This window comes from Butyrivibrio sp. TB (assembly GCF_900110805.1).
GTDB classification, from domain to species: Bacteria; Bacillota; Clostridia; order Lachnospirales; family Lachnospiraceae; genus Butyrivibrio; species Butyrivibrio fibrisolvens_C.
This window is the reverse complement of record NZ_FOER01000003.1, coordinates 126,713-143,155: the sequence shown is the minus strand read 5'-3', so window position 1 is coordinate 143,155 and position 16,443 is coordinate 126,713. Positions and strand designations below refer to the sequence as shown.

Below are 16,443 nucleotides of genomic sequence, written 5' to 3'. Positions count from 1 at the left end.
ACAGCAATCTGTCACTCTGGGGCGGCCCTTTTTTATTATTAAGAACTTATGTTTTATCGCCACATATCCACGCCCATGCAAGATCTGACCATAGGCCTACATCGGCCTTAAGGCTCATATCGATTCCATTTTCCTGGAATTCATCGCCGCTGAAGAACTGTTCGATAAGTTCCTTCTTGCGCTTTTCTGATACGTTGACTCCCTTACCTTCCTTGACACTGAAAGCTGCCCGCATGGTCTGCTCCATAGTATAATCCCCGCCGGACCAGCCTTTGAAGAAAGTATCATTGGCAATTGTAAGGCCGTGAGGTCCTCTTGGGAACACATAGTGGGCGAAAGGAACCTTATGCCTGCGAAGTGCCATGGCAAAGAGATAACTGTTCTCTACAGGGACAAGACTATCTTCCTGAGTCTGCCAGATAAAACAAGGTGGTGTGTTACCTTTAACCTGTTTTTCCAAAGAGAAGTACTCAAGCTCTTCATCAGTAGGATCATCGCCAAGAAGAGCCTTGACTGATTCCTTGTGCGTGAACTCACCTGTAGTGATAACAGGATAGGACAGGATGACGCCATTAGGTCTGTTGGATATCTCGTTGTATTCAGGATCAATATCCTCGACATCATCAAAATGAACTGCAAGGCTTCCGCATACGTGGCCGCCTGCAGAAAAGCCCATGATATAGAGATTGTCAGGGTCTATGCAGTATCTGTCAGCATTTTTTCTTATAAATCTTACAGCTCTTGAGATATCTTCAAGGGGCTGTCTTTTAAGAGGAACTGACATGGTAATATCAGTTGTATAGCTAAGAACCAGTACATTCATTCCGCGTTTGTAGAACTCCATTGCAGGAAGCTCGCCCTCATGAGAGCAGCACATGCAATAGCCGCCTCCGGGGACTACCAGCATACATGGACGCTTATCAGTATCAGGGTGAAGATATGCAAAGACATTGGGAACAAAGCCGTAAGCTGCTTCGTAGGTATACTCGCCATCCTTCCAGATATTATCACGTTGTATCCTCATCCTTGGCCCGTTTTGAGGCATACCTTGAAGCTCATAATCAGCTTCCGGATAGTCAGGAGCCCATCTGTCTATATCACCTGATATATATGGAACTATAGGATCCTTTGAGCTTGCGGCATCTGTTGAATCCGCCCTGTCACCTGAAAGTGCTGCGCTAAGCACAGCATAATAAGCCTCCTTGGCTTCACACTTTCCTTTGAACAAAAGAGGGTAACTTGTCTCACGTCTAAAACCGGTAAGCCAGCTATCTTCATCTCTAAGATTCCAGAATGTGACACTTGTGATATTGGCCTTGCCTGATCTTACAGCGTCAAGGTAGATCTTGAAGAAGTCCCTGTATCGTAGAGCCAGCCTATGCATGGACTCATCTGACGGGTCGGCATTGTGCATATCAAGCTCAGTTATATGGATCTTAAGACCAAGAGCGCCGTAGCTCTCTATAGCCTTCTTGTAATCATCAAGATCTGGATGATCCATAAGAAGATGAGACTGCATGCCCATTCCGTCTACAAGCTTTTGGTCAATAAGGGGTTTTAAAACATTGGCTATGATGAAGTCTCTCTTCCAGTCAAGAGCTGTCTCGTAGTCATTGTAGAAAAGGTCAACACCATCGGATACGTATCGTCTTGCATATTCAAATGCTTTGATAAAAAAGTCATTACCAACAGTCCTGGTCCATAGTGACTTCCTGAAATCTCCCTCGTCAACTATCTCGTTGACAACGTCCCAGACATAGATAACTCCTGGGTAATTGGATTGAACAAAAGTAAGTACTCCTTTTATATAGTTTTCAAGTCTTGCCAGCATAGTATCTCTATCTGCAAGCGGAAAATGCTCGTTGTAGTTCTCGCAAAAGAACCACTTGGGAGTCTGATTGTGCCATACAAGGGTATGGCCGCGCATGGCTATGCCATGTTCTTTGGCAAATTCAAGATAAGGGATGGCGTTTTCAAAAGTCAGGGCAGGTTCAAGGTTGTACTTGTCAGGGTCTGCCTTGTTAAGATCCTTGTCAAGGTAGTACATGGGCTTCATATCATTCTCACAAGTGAAGCTGTTGAACTGATCTGTAAGAAGCTCCATGTGAGCCTTGGTATGGAGATTGACTCTGGAGATGGCAGCACCAATCTTAAAATATGGTTCATAGGCGGTTTTGAGATTCATAATATCCTCCGTAATACGACACTATAATTGTAAAAAACATATCTATTGTAGAATATATCTATTGTATTCAAACTTCCCACTTGGACGGTGCAGCATCTCCAATGACTTTGCAGGGGAGAACAGTATATAAATCTTTGCCATGCGGTTAATCGTTTTAAACTTCATGGCACGATAGCTGCCGTTTTTCATTCTGGGGTCCAAAACTCGCTTCGCTCAGACAGTTGGACCCCAGGCAGAATGAAAAACTCTAGCTATCATGCTCATGAAGTTAATAAAACGATTAAATGCATGGCAATGATTTATATACTGCCCTCCCCTGCAAAGTCATTGGAGATACTGCACCATCCAAGTGGGAAGTTTGAATATTGTATATATAAAGACTCTTTGTATATCTTAATACATTAATAAATAGCGTACTATGTAATTCTTGCCTATTACTTATCATTATTGATTAATTGTTGCAGTTTAGGCTCAATGACATTGGGGCTGAACTGTGACAATTTTTCGAAAATGAGGTTTTTTACCTGATGCGGAGGAACTGAAAGTGAAAACCATCCAGGAAGTCTTGAAAGAATTAGATAAAGAAGAAGTTATTGATTGCTATTTTTCCACTTATCCTATAAATATCTTCAAAGATCTGGATCAGGAGTGGGATGACATGACCGTGGCTGAATGTAAGACTTACAGCCGTGATAAGATTAAGGCTCTGATCGATAGGGTGATAAACACAAAGGGGAATCTATCTGCAGATAAGAAGAGTATACTTTTTGCATATAAATATGCTGAGGATGCGGTGCTTGAGTACGATAATTATTGTTTGGTGATGGAGATGGAGAGAGTCAAGGCCGCACTATTAGCTGATACAGATGAGCTGTATAGTGGAAGATAATATAGGGAGCATAAATTCGAGAATAAAGAAGGAGAAAACCTCGCATTGTATTTAGTAATAATTTTTAGATTTTTAAGAATTGATGTCGTCTATAATACAAAAATAGGAGCAGGATCAATTCCAGTGATATAGGATGATCCTGCTTTTGTATTATCTTATAAATAACTATTCAAGATACCTTCGTAACTGCTCAATAAGTAGATGAACCTTGGTTCCTGGTGCATATAATGATGGTTTGTCTTTTACTGAATCAAATCCTGCCATCCTACGTTTTGCATTGCTGATAGCAGCATCTACTCCGCCGAATGAATCAAGTAAGCTATACAGGTTTTTGATGTTCTTGCTGTATCCGCTTTTGTTTAAACCATACGATTTAAAGAGTTCATCAAGCTTTGCATTCCACTGATGTCTGTGAAGATCCGCATCACTATAATGAAAATGCAGATACAACCAATATTCAAAACTTTGGTTGCTCCATGCTATCGAGTATCCTTTTTCCTCTCCTTCGGCTATAGCTTTGTCAAAATTAAGAAAATCATCCTTGTCAAAAACAACCCATATATTCTGATAGATAATATTAGCCTTGCTGACGTATTGTTCAGTTATTTCAATGAGCTTTTCTGTAGATGCGCCTTCGCCATGAATATCTATTTCAGGAACTTCTACAATGTCAACTGTTCCGCCTATTTTTGCGATAATTTCTTCCTTGAGACCATTTATATAATTTGGCTCAGTGCATTTGCCTTCAGTAACTATAAGGAAAGAGTTGGCTTTAGGTGTTCTAAAAGCATAGTCTCGTTTTTTACGGGCTTCCCTGCGTTTTTTGAAAAGATCATCCTTGCCCAAATCATTCACCTGCCTTTACAGTGAATTCTTTGAGCATAGGGATTCCTCCATATACTCCGGAAAGATAATCTTTCTCAAAGGATGCATCTGAGCGTACCTTGAAATCAGATAACGCTGAAAGTGTAGAATAGCCAAAGTCATCTTTTTGTACGAACCAAATCTGATCACGTCTGAAGAATTTTTTGTCCATAAGGGTAGTATCATGGGTCGTATAAATGAGCTGTGCTTTGGAATCCACGTTATAGAACAGGTCTACTATGAATTTCAAAAGTAGCGGATGCAGCTTGACATTTAGTTCATCTACGATCATTGCTCCATCCTTAGCAATTACAGAAGATGCAAAAATAAAGATGATGATACTTTTCAAAGTACCTTGAGATTCATTAAATAAGTTGATCTGATGTTTTTTCTTATCCTTTCCAATATGAAAAGTATAGAATACAATCTTGTTATCTACTGTCTTATAAGAAATGTCCTTGATGCCGGTATCAATTGCCGAAAGAAAACTTAAAAGATCTTTCTTGTTACTATCTATGATCTCAGGGAGATACTTGTTGATTACACGGCGATTCTCGTAGAAACTGGTATCAACAATCATCATTTTTCTGATTTCATCAAAGACCTTTCGGAAAATAGGAGTCTTAAGAGTTAATTTGCTAAAAAAGGTCAGTGCGAGTGACTCTTTTGGAATCTGTTCTTTATATTTATCACACTCGCGGCGAATTGATGCTCCAATGGTAACAGACTGGTTATCACGTTCTATGAAAGTAGAGAGCCTGTTTGTGCTAAAATCTCGTTTATAGAGCCATTCGCTTTCTATCTGTGTACCATCATATTCAAAGCCATAAGTATATTCTGCTTCATTGTCTGACAAAATAATCTGGAATTCAGAAGTTTCGTTTTCGTCATCAAATGCAAATGGTACATAGCATTTTTTTAGAACGCTTTCTTCGATTTCACCAACAGTGTTCATAGAACTCATTACAATGTCTTGAAACATCTGCATTCCAAGGTACAGATTTGATTTTCCGCTGGCATTTGCACCATAGATTGCTGCAACTCTAAGCAGCTTATCTCCGCTGTTTAGATTTATTAGATTGTAACTATGCTCCTTATAGGCAGGGATTGAGCTAAGGTCCAAAATGGCTTCATCCTTGAAGGAAAGTACATTTTTCATACTAAACTGGACTATCATAATTAACCTCATGTCGCGAGTGAAACGAGTGACTAATGGTTCAAATTGATGGAGCTCGCGTCATCAATTTGGGTTTGAAAGTGGAACACTTTCAAACTTTTACCTCCTCATCCTAAGGTAAGGATAACACTTTATAGATATTAAATCAATAAAAATGTGAAAAACGCGTAAAAAACACAACGAAATATTCAATTTTCATACCCGTAGCCTATGCTCCTACGAAGCCTACAAAGGTTATTACGTTTGTCGTCAAGTATAAATATCGCAATAAGTAAGTCAAAGCTTGCTGCCCTAGATCCTACAGCGCTGTTCAAAATGGGAATTAACTGTTATAATTGTTAGGGATTGCTAACTTGCTGCAGTCTAATAAATGTAACTAATTATCCACAGGAGGAACATCAATGTCTTTTTCTAATGTAATTGTCATAGCTATTCTTGCGGCAGTTGTTTTCATAGCACTAAAGGGTAGTATAAGTCACTTTAAAGGGGAGGGAGGATGCTGCGGAGGCGGCGGATCAGTTGAGAAAGAGCCTGATAAGAAACTCTCTGGGCCTGTAATCCGGACTAAAGTGTTCAAGATAGACGGGATGCACTGCGAGAACTGTTCTAATAAAGTTAAGCGCACCATTAACAGAATAGACGGCGTATCAGCTAAGGTGAATCTGCGTAAAAAAGAGGCTGTTGTCCGTTATGAAAAAGATGTGGATGATAGCCTTATTACTAAGGAAATTGAGGATCTTGGTTACAAGGTGACAGAGTGTTATGGCAAGAAGTAAGAGTATAGAGTATATCATTACCTCTTAAGACAGTGCCGGGGATATCCGGTCAGTATTTTCAGAAGATGCAGAACCCGTCCGGGAATGTCAATGACTAAGAAGACTACTTTGTCATTGATATTTTCGGGCTTTTTTTATTTTTCCTGATAATCTTCATCAAATCTTTATTTTTTCTTCGTATTCTTTTTTCAGGTTGAAAAACGCCTGTGATAGCAAAAACCAAATTTATATATTGAAAAAGAAGAGGAAAATACAATGGAAATGATGCTTAAAACTAGCGAACTTTGTAAGACATTTAAAGATCAGAAAGCTGTAAATAAAGTATCTCTGAATATACCGAAGTGCTGTGTGTACGGTCTTCTTGGACCGAATGGTGCAGGAAAGTCGACAACACTTAAGATGATAACTGGAATCATGAAGCCCACAGCCGGTGAGATCATCTATGACGGAAAGCCTTGGAGCAGAGAAGTACTTGAAGAAATTGGAGCACTGATCGAGAATCCTCCAATCTATGAAAACCTTACAGCAAGAGAGAATCTTGAAGTAAGAGCAATTCTTCTGGGAACTCCAAAGAGTCGTATCGATGAAGTTTTAAAAACAGTTTCACTTACAAACACAGGCAAAAAGAAAGCTGGTCAGTTTTCACTAGGAATGAAGCAAAGACTCGGTATAGCACTTGCGCTTCTTGGAAATCCTAAGCTTCTTATTCTGGATGAGCCTACAAACGGACTTGATCCTATCGGAATTGAAGAACTTAGAGAACTTATAAGATCTTTTCCAAAACAGGGAATCACAGTGATTCTGTCAAGCCACATACTTTCAGAGGTTCAGATGTGTGCAGATTTCATTGGAATAATTTCAGATGGAGTTCTCGGATATGAAGGAAAGCTTCTTCCCGGACAGAATCTTGAAGACCTTTTTATGGAGGTTGTTAAGAAAAATCGTAATCTTAGTAATATCGCATAAAGAGAGTAAACTTCCAACCACTTAATAGATTAACTGAAAGGACGACATCAATGACTAACATAATAAAAGCAGAGTTTTTAAAACAAAAAAGGACCATGAGCAGTAAACTCATATTTGTATTCCCGATAATCACACTTGTTATGGCGTTTGTGCTTACAGCAGGAATGACAAACGCATACGCAGAGAGTGCATGGAACTGGTGGTATGTGCTTCTTCTTCCGGGAATGATCGCTATTGTAAGTTACCTTTCCATAATGAGAGAAAAGAAAAACGGATACTACAACATCAAGACTCTTCCTATGGAGAAAAGAAAACTGATGCTTGGGAAAATAGTCTATCTTGGAATCCTTGTACTTATATCAAATGTAGTGCTCTTTGCGGGAGCTACCATGGGCGGCGCCTTTCTAACAACAAGTGTTCCGGTTATTGGAGCAGCTGTAACAGTTGTCGTTCTTACTATCACAGTGCTTTGGCAGATACCGCTGTTCTTATTCCTTAGTGAAAAATTCGGAATGGTAGTTGAACTCTTAGCCTGCCTGTTCATAACTGTGCTTGGAGTAAGTGTGGCACCTTCAGGAAAATGGTTTTTATTTGTATCTGCAATATCCAATAGAATTGTTACTCCGCTTCTTCATATACTTCCAAACGGCTTGAAAACGCAGGCAGAAGATCCGCTTCTTAGCACTACTGTAATCTTTCCCGGCATTCTCATCGCCCTGGCCCACTTTGTGGTTTTAACTTATCTGTATCTTAACTGGTTTGAAAAAAGAGAGGTCAAATAATAATGTTTACTAGATGTCTTCGTGCGGAGTTTTATAAAATGAAAAGAAGTCCCGTGACAATCAGTCATATCATAATCCCGGTACTGGTAAGCGCAGTGTTTCTTGCTTATTATGCTAGTTCCGGATGGGAAGAGGTAGATAAGATAACTGCTTTTTATCAGGCTCTTGGATCTGCATTTCCTGTATTGATTGGAATCTTCGTTGCAAGTACAATGGATCAGGAGCAAAATGCTGGAGCGTTCCAGAATCTTCTTACTTTGAGAAGTAAGACTGCAGCACTTTTTTCAAAGGTAGTAGCATTACTTTTACTTGGTCTATTTGCTTTGTTATTCACAGCAGTTTTATTCGGATCCGGCTTTAATATGATTCACGGGCAGAGCAGCGCTTCAATGGGAGTGTTTGTTATAGCTTCTCTTGTGATGTGGCTTTCCGCGATTCCGCTTTATCTGATATTTGAGATTTTTGCATTTGTTTTTGGAAAAGCTTTTGCGATAGGTGCAGGACTGCTCTCAGGACTTATCAGTGCACTTTTTCTTACAGGTCTAGGTATGTATGTATGGAAGGTCGTGCCGTTTTCATGGGCAACTAAAATGCCTGATGCATACCTTGTATACGAGCTTGCTGATAGATCGGCGCTTTCTCAGATTAAGTCACAGGCACCGATTTACCTGATAGTTGTCATTGCATGCTTTGCCGGATATTATGTTTTTGCTGCAAACTACGAAGGTAGTAAGATTTCTGAATAAATGGCTCCAAATATTTATACAAAAAGGATGAAGAATATGGCAAACATACTTGCAGTTGACGACGAAAAAGCCATTCTAAACATGATTGGAAATGTTCTTGTTAAGGACTCTCACACAGTTACAAAAATTGATGATCCTACGAAACTAAAGATGGATAAGCTATCACGCTTCGACCTGATATTACTGGACGTGATGATGCCCGGAATTGACGGCTTTGAACTTTGTTCAAAGATAAGGAATGTAGTTGATTGTCCGATTATATTTATCACAGCTAAGACGGATGAGGGAAGTCTTGTAAACGGACTTGCCCTTGGTGCAGATGATTATATCTGCAAGCCCTTCGGAGTTATGGAGCTTCGTGCAAGGATCGGAGCGCACCTTAGAAGAGAAAAGCGTGAGCACGTGGCAAGACTATCACTTGGCAGGATCTGCTTTATGCTTGAATCACGAAAGATGATGATTGATGATAAGGAAGTAAACCTCACAAAAGCTGAGTATGACATATGCGAGTTTTTGGCTAAGAACCGCGGCCAGATTTTTTCCAAGGAACAGATATTGGAAAAGGTACTGGGGTACGACAGTGAGAGTAGTGATAGTACGATAATCACGCACATCAAAAATATAAGAACGAAGCTCTCGCGCTACGAATATATGCCGATTAAGACAGTTTGGGGGATTGGATATAAATGGGAAGAGTAAAGAGCAAGGATAAAAGGAATAAGAGGGGGATGCTGGGGCTTGGAAGCATGTTTGAGGCCTATACTTTTTTAATGGGATTTGCACTCATCATATGGGCTGCCGTATTTTATTTTGCATTTGATATGCTTATGAATATCGGTGTAATCTACCCGGCCAACTACGCGGAATATAGAATAGATGAAGTTTGTGAACAGATTGAAACAGCAAGTGAAGTGACAGCTGATCTGATTCCTGACGTATGCCATTATGTGGTTTTTTCAGAGGATGGAGAAGTTCTCGCAGGTGATCTTAGTGAAAAGGATGTAGAAACTGCATGGAAGGTATTATCGAATAAGAATTATAGTGATGGTAAATTCTATAGAGTTATTCTCCGTACTGATGAATATGTTGTCTTGCAGTACAGCCTTAAGTCTCAGTATAGATCCATGTGGATGAATGAACATCTGCCAAAACCTGAAAATCTTATGTTATTTTTCATTCTTTTTGGCTGTATCGGAATCATGCAGATTTTTGCAAAGAGATTCGGATCGGTAATCCGAAAGAAGATGACTCCCATGAGAGGAGCCTTAGAGCAGATCGGCGACAGAAACCTGGATTTTAAGATCAATTATTCAGGTGTGAGGGAGATTGATGAATGCCTGGTGGCATTGGATGATATGCGATATGCGCTTAAGACTTCGCTTCAGAAGCAGTGGGAGACTGAGCAGGAAAAGAGCAGGCAGATGTCAGCTCTTGCTCACGATATCAAGACTCCCCTTACAGTAGTTCGCGGCAATTCCGAGCTTTTATTAGAGACAGAACTTACGGATGAGCAGAAGAACTATGCGGACTATATTTCGGGAAGTGCCCTTCAGATTCAGAACTATGTGCAGACCCTCATAGAAGTTACGAAATCTCAGGAGGGTATCGAGCAGGCACCTGTCAATGTGAAGGTTTCTGAGATTCTGGCTGATATCAAAAAGCAGACTATGGGGCTTTCAGAAGTTTATCAGCTTCAGATTAACTGGAAGGAAGAATATACACCTGTAAAAGATGCAAATGTGCAGGCGGTGCCGGATGATGAAAATAGCGAGGTCATTATCAGCGTCGTGTATGATCACGTTGTCAGGGCTGTCATGAATGCTGTGAGAAATGCTGCTGAGCATACGCCTAAGGGCGGTATAATAAATATTATAGCAACTTACAATGGCTTAGAACTTGCCTTCACTGTTGAGGATTCCGGAAGCGGCTTCACACCTGAAGCTCTTGCCCATGGCACAGAGCAGTTTTTTATGGATGATTCCAGTAGAACAGGCGGTTCTCATTATGGTATCGGACTATTCTTTGCAAAGAAAGCTGCTAAGGAGCACGGCGGCGAGATTGTTCTTGCTAATTCTAAGGAGACTGGTGGAGGTAAGGTTCGTATCTACTTTACGGTCTGAGCATGAAACTGAAGAGGAAGCATATATTTTTGATAGGAGAAAATGACAATGGCTAACATGATAATGAGATTCCCGGGCGGCCTTCCAAAGGCGCTTACTTTAAGCTACGACGACGGCGTAGAACAGGACGAAAGACTTGTAGAGATCACTAATAAATATGGCATTAAGGGTACCTTTAACTTAAACAGCGGCGCTTTTGCCAAAGAGGGCACAACATATGAACCCGGAACTATTCATAGAAGAATGTCCCTTAGTAAACTCAAGGAAGTATATAGTAAGAGCAGCTGGGAGATCGCAGCTCATGCCTATACACATGCAGCGCTCGTAGGCCTTCCTTCTAATATTGCTACAGATGAGATTTCAAGAGATCGTAAAGAACTCGAGGAAGTATTCGGAACATTCGTAAGAGGATTCGCTTATCCATACGGAGCCTACGATGATGCAAGCGTGCAGATCCTTAAAAACTGCGGCATATGCTACGCAAGAACTGTAAATTCAACACATGACTTCCGCATTCCAACAGACTGGCTCAGACTCCCTGCAACATGCCACCACGCTGATCCTCAGCTTATGGAGCTTGCAAAGCGCTTTGTTGAAACTAAGGGCAGCTGGTCTCCAATGCTTTTCTATCTCTGGGGACACAGCTATGAGTTTGAAGAGAAAGACAACTGGGACGTAATCGAGAAGTTCTGCGAATACGTATCAGGCAGAGACGATATCTGGTATGCAACTAATATCGAAGTATATGATTACTGCAAGGCATTTTCAGAACTCATTTTTAATACAGATATGACAATGTGTAAGAATCCTTCGGCTATAGACGTTTGGTTCACATATGGCGATAAGGATGTTCATGTAAAAGCGGGCGAGATTGTGGAAATCTGATGTAATAATAGACCCAAAAGGAAATAGTAATGAAGAGTAATACTAAAAAAATACTAATTATTGCAACAGTAATTGTTATTGGACTGGTGAGTGTTTCTCAGCTTATCAAGAATCGTGGCGGTGTAAATGTACAATGCCAGACAGCGTATGATGTTGATGGAGAACTAGTCAGCTACAGACAGGATGATCCAAAATGGAAAGATCTGCATCTTGGAGAATCAGAATTCACCATGGAATCATCAGGTTGTATAACCACATGTATAGCAACAGCTATATCAAGAAGTGGCAATCCTCTTAATCCAGGACAAGTTGCAACCCTGTTATCTGATAACGGAGTATTTGATCAAGATGGAAATCTGCAATGGGGCAAATTGGATGAGATTCCCGGCTTTAATACCAAGGTTTATGATAAGCCAGACGTTAATGCTATCGATGAATGCCTGGCACAAGGCTATTATCCAATAGTAAAGGTTCATCGAAACACTATTTTTAGTTATCATCACTTTGTTTTGATCATAGGAGCGGTAGAAGGCGAATATATCTGCATGGATCCGTTAAAAGATGGTTTCACAAAACTTAAAGATTATGGAAACAGGATATACGCAGTCAGATGCGTATGGTATGAAGATGTAGATTGAATGCGAATAAGTACGTTTGATGTACATATGTGGGTAATGCCATGATAAATATAACAAATTTCACAAGTCATAACTTGGAAAGTTTCGATATTAATCATTGTCAAAAAGAAGTTGATGGCGGCATTATTTCTTTTGAACAGATTGATGAAATCCGAAAGTATCCGAAAGCAAAGTCTGTCATTATCTCTGGACTTAAACAAGATACTTTTGAGTATTTTGCTTCTATGTATGGAAATCAATTTGAGGCTATTTCTTTTTGGAAGAATAAAAACGTAGAAGATTTGTCATGCTTAGGACAGTTGAAGAATGTCAATTATATCAATTATTTTTTTAATCAGCGAGCAACTGACTTATGGGACATGTCAGGCAATACTAATCTGATAGGGTTGGCTATATATGATTTTTGTAAATTACATGATATAAGTAAAATTGAGACTTCTGTTAATCTTATAAATTTCCAGCTGGGTGATGCTGTTACACCTGGTATGACAGTAAATTCTCTTAAGCCAATCATAAATACAAACATCACTCACTTTGAATGGTGGGGTAAAGCTGTTAAGGACAAAGATTTTGCATGCCTGTCAAAGGGGAATATTGATGAATTAGATATTAACCCCACGCAATTTACCATGGAAGAATTGGCGGAGTTACTAGCCCAATTTCCAGTTACTATCAAAGGTTCCATTACAAAACCATATGTGAAAATGGGTGTAAAGGATAAAAACGGCTGTAGAGAGTATTACAAATTATGTAAACGTAAACGAATGTGCGAAGCTGGTAAAGATGATGAGCGGTTCCAAAAGTATTTAGAGGAGTTTGAGATTTTATTAGCTAAAAAGCGAAAGAAGAGATAAAAGTGAGAAAAGCGAGAGCGAACACACAGATTTTCAAGAAAAGCAATCTTCCGGAGAATCTAAACTAGTTTGACAAGGATATAATACAATGTTTTCAAAAGTAGTAAAAAATTAAAGTTTTGAAAGCGGGATCTATATGAAGATTATTGAAAGAAAAGATTATTTGGATAGACTCATTCGATTAAAGGATACTCCTGATATAAAGATAATAACAGGACTGAGACGTTCAGGAAAGCTTCTGTATTCATCATAGAAGAAATAGATGTTATGAAGAAATCCATCCTTGCAAAAGCTTTTCGTGGTGAACTCGGTGCTAATAATCCTATGGAAGAATCATCGACGGAATTACTTAAACAGATTCTGGAATAACGCGGAGAATAAAATATGGCAAAGAGCTCGTTAGAAAAAGCCTTAGAAAAATACCAGAAGGAAGCTCAGAAGAATATTAAAAAGCAAATTGATGCAGAAAAGAAACTTGCGGATAAACAGCGTAGAGAGGCTGAGAAACAAGCAAGGATTACGGCACGAAGAGAAAGAGCAGCTTCTATTGTAAACGGACAACCAACTATAGGTGGTATGAAGATTTTAGATAGTGCTTCTGAAGAACTGGTTTCTTTCATATGTAAAGGAAATTGCAGAGATGACTATAGAGTGACCAACAACGATGTTGATATTCCCACATATTTAGAAAATGATTGAAAGCGTAGCAAACCCCCATCTGAGATGGGGGAACCGGCAAAGCCGTGGCGATGCGTAGAGTCTTAGAATGAAAAACCTCCAATGATATAATGTTTTGGGTTTCGCGATCCATAACAAAAATCAAAGGAGGCATCCAAATTGGATAATCAGAGTATACAACATACGCGGTGGAATTGCACGTATCACCTGGTATTTATACCAAAGTATAGGAAGAAAGTGCTGTATGGCACAAATAAGAAAGATTTACAGGAAATCATTCCGAAACTTTGTGAGATGAAACATGTTGAGCTTATAGAAGGCAAGGTATGTAAGGATCATATTCATATGTATGTGGCTATACCACCAAAAATGAGCGTTTCAGAGTTTATGTCATACCTCAAGGGCAAGAGTGCGCTTATGTTTTATGACAGACATCCAGAACTTCACGCAAAGTGGGGAGAAAAGCATTTGTGGGCAAGAGGATATTATGTCAGCACTGTAGGAAATGTGAATGAGGAAACTATCAGAAACTACATTAGAGAGCAGGAAGAGAATGACAGAATAGAAGGATAAGTCCTAAGCCCCCTCAGGGGGCAACTGGTACTAAATGGTATTGCGAAGCACCGCCTCTGGCGGAACCAGTACTAACACCGCGGAGCGGTTTAATAATAAACCCCCATTTGAAATGGGGGTCGCTAACTTTGCATTTTGCAGGAACATTTCCAATTCAGTATGAAAAGGAATTCCATGGCAAGCCTTTCAAGGATAATGAAATCGCATTCGTCTATGTCTATGACGAAGAGGTAGGAATCGATAATCTTACCATCCAAAAGGAAGAGCTGGACAGTGTAGAGTGGTTCAACCTGGATGACGTGTATCAGGCATGCCAGCCACCAAGGGATGAGAAGTTCTGCGTTCCTATGGGCGGACTGGAGATAGTCCGTAAATACATTAAGGGGGAATGCTAATTGCAGATGTTTTACAGATTATTGCAATGTACTTGGGGATTACCTCAGACATTGGCGGGAGCTTTTGTTTTTATTTTAAACAGAGAATGTAAGCATTATTCGTATAAAGGTTCAATTGTTACCGAATGGAAGAGCAAGTCCAGCTTGTCATTAGGAATGTTTCTTTTTGTATCGGATGATCCGTTTTTTTATTATCAGGGAAAAAGAAAGAATTATTCCGAGAAAGCGTTTTCTAAAATGCTAATGGTGCATGAATATGGACACACAATTCAGTCATTAATATTTGGCCCTTTATATTTGATTGCTGTTGGACTACCATCTATTCTTTGGAGTTTTCTACCGGTTTTTGTGAGAAAACGTGATGCTGAGAAGATATCTTACTTTTCTGCATATCCAGAGAGATGGGCAAATCATCTAGGAGAACGAATCACAGGAGATAACTCGATAGGAGAACCAATATAAGAACCAATATAAGAACAGGAGGCACTTCGACGCCTCATGCCAGCTTATTTTACATATTCAGCAATTGCACGGCTGACAAATTCAGCAGTACCATTTCCACCGGCTTTGAAATATTTTACTACGATAAATAGTCTACTATATAATGGACCACAAACCCCGTCCCCTAGGTCCATTATTCCGAGAAGTTAGGCGTTTCTATTTTGCAGGACTGATAGTACAATGGAAGATGCGTGCCCGATAGAATGGTATCATCGGAAAGAACAGCTTGAAAATGTTGGAAATAGAAAGGGAACGTGGATATGTCAACGCTAAAAAAGAAAATACCTGATGAATTTACAGATTTATGTTATGGAAAATCTAATAAACCATGGACGCCCGAAGAAATAGATAGATGTAAGGCAATTTTATCAGAGTGCGAACTGGATGCAACATATGCCGGCAGCTATAAGTATACAGCTCTGCATCAGACTTCGCTTCCACTTGAAATCGTAGAGTGGTTGGTGGAACGTGGTGCAGATGTCAATGCCCCCAATACATATGGAACACCGCTTTATAACCATGCCGGCATGCGCAATTATGATATATGCAAGTTTTTGATTGAGCATGGAGCAGATGTGGAAGCTACAAATTATGAGGGGAAAACGCCATTATTTGCCGCTGCAGATATGGGAGATGCTGCTATAGTAAAGCTTCTCCTTGATAACGGAGCTGATCCAAAACATCATAACCGCCCAGTATATGACAATTTAACTCCGCTTCTTTACATGATTAGACGCATGGAACCCGGCGGAAGAGATAACTCAGAAGTTGCAAAGCTTCTGATAGATGCATGTGGTGGAAAAGAAGAGATTCCTGCAGAAGAATGGGAGATGGCCAGAGAATATATTCGTAAGAAGGGCGAGCAGCATGAACTCGCAAGAGCCAATTATCCCGAATATTCTTTTGAGGATAGTGATGCTGAAATGAACAGGTTCTATGAGATGTTTGAGGTTGAACCGCCAAAGCCCATCATTAAGCATGACGGCGTATCACCGATAATTGTCGATATGTCCCTTCCAATCGGAAAAATTCATGATGAACTCTGGGATTATCTTGTACCCGGAGCAGGAAAATGCAAAAACGTTCAGGGTGAAGTGATCAGAGTCACCGGAAGAGTAGCTGATGAAACCTATAGAAACGGCGGTATAAACTGGGATAGCAATTATAGTAAGATGCTAAAAGCTCTAGAAAAATACTTTAATATGGGAACACCTCTGGAAAATGCAGATATTGAAAAGGTAAAAGCTGCCGCACTTGAAATAGATAGTAGTAAAGGCTGCTGCAGCGAAGAGCCTGTTGAGCTTTTAGAAGAAATGGCTGTAAAGTGGGTTAGCCTTAACAGTAATCCAATTCCGCTTGGACGGGCCTCATATAAGAGATAAATGCTTCAAAAAGTGACTATTGAATATAGAAA

At 39.9% G+C, this 16,443-nt stretch carries 18 protein-coding genes; 15 read left to right on the top strand and 3 right to left on the bottom strand.

Annotated features, from left to right (window positions below; genetic code table 11):
* Positions 1-46 precede the first annotated feature (46 nt).
* Positions 47-2,185 carry an endo-1,4-beta-xylanase gene (locus tag BMX21_RS03025; RefSeq protein ID WP_092041162.1) on the bottom strand — a complete coding sequence of 713 codons (2,139 nt, stop codon included), beginning with the start codon at positions 2,183-2,185 and terminating at the stop codon, positions 47-49.
* 544 nt (positions 2,186-2,729) lie between these two features.
* Between BMX21_RS03025 and BMX21_RS03020 the strand changes: the two genes are divergently transcribed.
* Positions 2,730-3,074: a hypothetical protein gene (locus BMX21_RS03020; RefSeq protein WP_092041158.1), complete on the top strand. Its 345-nt coding sequence runs from the start codon at positions 2,730-2,732 to the stop codon at positions 3,072-3,074.
* 165 nt (positions 3,075-3,239) lie between these two features.
* Here BMX21_RS03020 and BMX21_RS03015 read toward each other — a convergent pair whose 3' ends face one another.
* Positions 3,240-3,929 (bottom strand): RloB family protein, encoded by a 690-nt coding sequence (locus tag BMX21_RS03015; RefSeq protein ID WP_242952858.1) that lies wholly within the window; start codon positions 3,927-3,929, stop codon positions 3,240-3,242.
* The gene (locus tag BMX21_RS03010; RefSeq protein WP_092041152.1) at positions 3,922-5,115 is read right to left on the bottom strand and encodes an AAA family ATPase; all 1,194 of its coding nucleotides are present in this window, start codon (positions 5,113-5,115) and stop codon (positions 3,922-3,924) included. The genes BMX21_RS03015 and BMX21_RS03010 overlap by 8 nt, the downstream gene beginning before the upstream one ends.
* Before the next feature lie 401 nt (positions 5,116-5,516).
* Between BMX21_RS03010 and BMX21_RS03005 the strand changes: the two genes are divergently transcribed.
* The 14 genes from BMX21_RS03005 to BMX21_RS02935 all read left to right on the top strand — a co-directional run bounded on the left by BMX21_RS03005 (position 5,517) and on the right by BMX21_RS02935 (position 16,411).
* The gene (locus tag BMX21_RS03005; protein ID WP_092041149.1) at positions 5,517-5,891 is read left to right on the top strand and encodes a heavy-metal-associated domain-containing protein; all 375 of its coding nucleotides are present in this window, start codon (positions 5,517-5,519) and stop codon (positions 5,889-5,891) included.
* A gap of 255 nt (positions 5,892-6,146) precedes the next feature.
* A complete protein-coding gene (locus BMX21_RS03000; RefSeq protein ID WP_022758770.1) occupies positions 6,147-6,857 on the top strand; it encodes a lantibiotic protection ABC transporter ATP-binding protein in 711 nt (236 codons plus the stop codon).
* 50 nt (positions 6,858-6,907) lie between these two features.
* Positions 6,908-7,639, top strand: a complete 732-nt coding sequence (locus BMX21_RS02995; RefSeq protein WP_092041146.1) for a lantibiotic immunity ABC transporter MutE/EpiE family permease subunit — start codon at positions 6,908-6,910, stop codon at positions 7,637-7,639.
* A gap of 2 nt (positions 7,640-7,641) precedes the next feature.
* Entirely contained in the window at positions 7,642-8,385 is a 744-nt protein-coding gene (locus tag BMX21_RS02990) for a lantibiotic immunity ABC transporter MutG family permease subunit (protein WP_092041143.1), read from the top strand.
* A gap of 36 nt (positions 8,386-8,421) precedes the next feature.
* Positions 8,422-9,084 carry a response regulator transcription factor gene (locus BMX21_RS02985; protein WP_092041376.1) on the top strand — a complete coding sequence of 221 codons (663 nt, stop codon included), beginning with the start codon at positions 8,422-8,424 and terminating at the stop codon, positions 9,082-9,084.
* A complete protein-coding gene (locus BMX21_RS02980) occupies positions 9,072-10,505 on the top strand; it encodes a sensor histidine kinase (protein ID WP_092041139.1) in 1,434 nt (477 codons plus the stop codon). Before BMX21_RS02985 ends, BMX21_RS02980 begins: the two co-directional genes overlap by 13 nt.
* A gap of 48 nt (positions 10,506-10,553) precedes the next feature.
* Entirely contained in the window at positions 10,554-11,390 is an 837-nt protein-coding gene (locus tag BMX21_RS02975; RefSeq protein ID WP_092041136.1) for a polysaccharide deacetylase family protein, read from the top strand.
* 29 nt (positions 11,391-11,419) lie between these two features.
* The gene (locus BMX21_RS02970) at positions 11,420-12,028 is read left to right on the top strand and encodes a hypothetical protein (protein WP_092041133.1); all 609 of its coding nucleotides are present in this window, start codon (positions 11,420-11,422) and stop codon (positions 12,026-12,028) included.
* Between the two features lie 41 nt (positions 12,029-12,069).
* The gene (locus BMX21_RS02965; RefSeq protein WP_092041129.1) at positions 12,070-12,882 is read left to right on the top strand and encodes a hypothetical protein; all 813 of its coding nucleotides are present in this window, start codon (positions 12,070-12,072) and stop codon (positions 12,880-12,882) included.
* A 384-nt stretch (positions 12,883-13,266) separates the two neighbouring features.
* Positions 13,267-13,581: a hypothetical protein gene (locus BMX21_RS02955; protein WP_092041126.1), complete on the top strand. Its 315-nt coding sequence runs from the start codon at positions 13,267-13,269 to the stop codon at positions 13,579-13,581.
* A gap of 138 nt (positions 13,582-13,719) precedes the next feature.
* Complete coding sequence (gene tnpA, locus BMX21_RS02950; protein WP_092041123.1) at positions 13,720-14,133, top strand: IS200/IS605 family transposase; 414 nt, start codon at positions 13,720-13,722, stop codon at positions 14,131-14,133.
* Between the two features lie 128 nt (positions 14,134-14,261).
* Positions 14,262-14,528: an NUDIX hydrolase gene (locus BMX21_RS02945; protein ID WP_330390138.1), complete on the top strand. Its 267-nt coding sequence runs from the start codon at positions 14,262-14,264 to the stop codon at positions 14,526-14,528.
* A gap of 6 nt (positions 14,529-14,534) precedes the next feature.
* The gene (locus BMX21_RS02940; RefSeq protein WP_143057198.1) at positions 14,535-14,990 is read left to right on the top strand and encodes a hypothetical protein; all 456 of its coding nucleotides are present in this window, start codon (positions 14,535-14,537) and stop codon (positions 14,988-14,990) included.
* 299 nt (positions 14,991-15,289) lie between these two features.
* Complete coding sequence (locus BMX21_RS02935) at positions 15,290-16,411, top strand: ankyrin repeat domain-containing protein (RefSeq protein ID WP_092041117.1); 1,122 nt, start codon at positions 15,290-15,292, stop codon at positions 16,409-16,411.
* Positions 16,412-16,443: the final 32 nt, after the last annotated feature.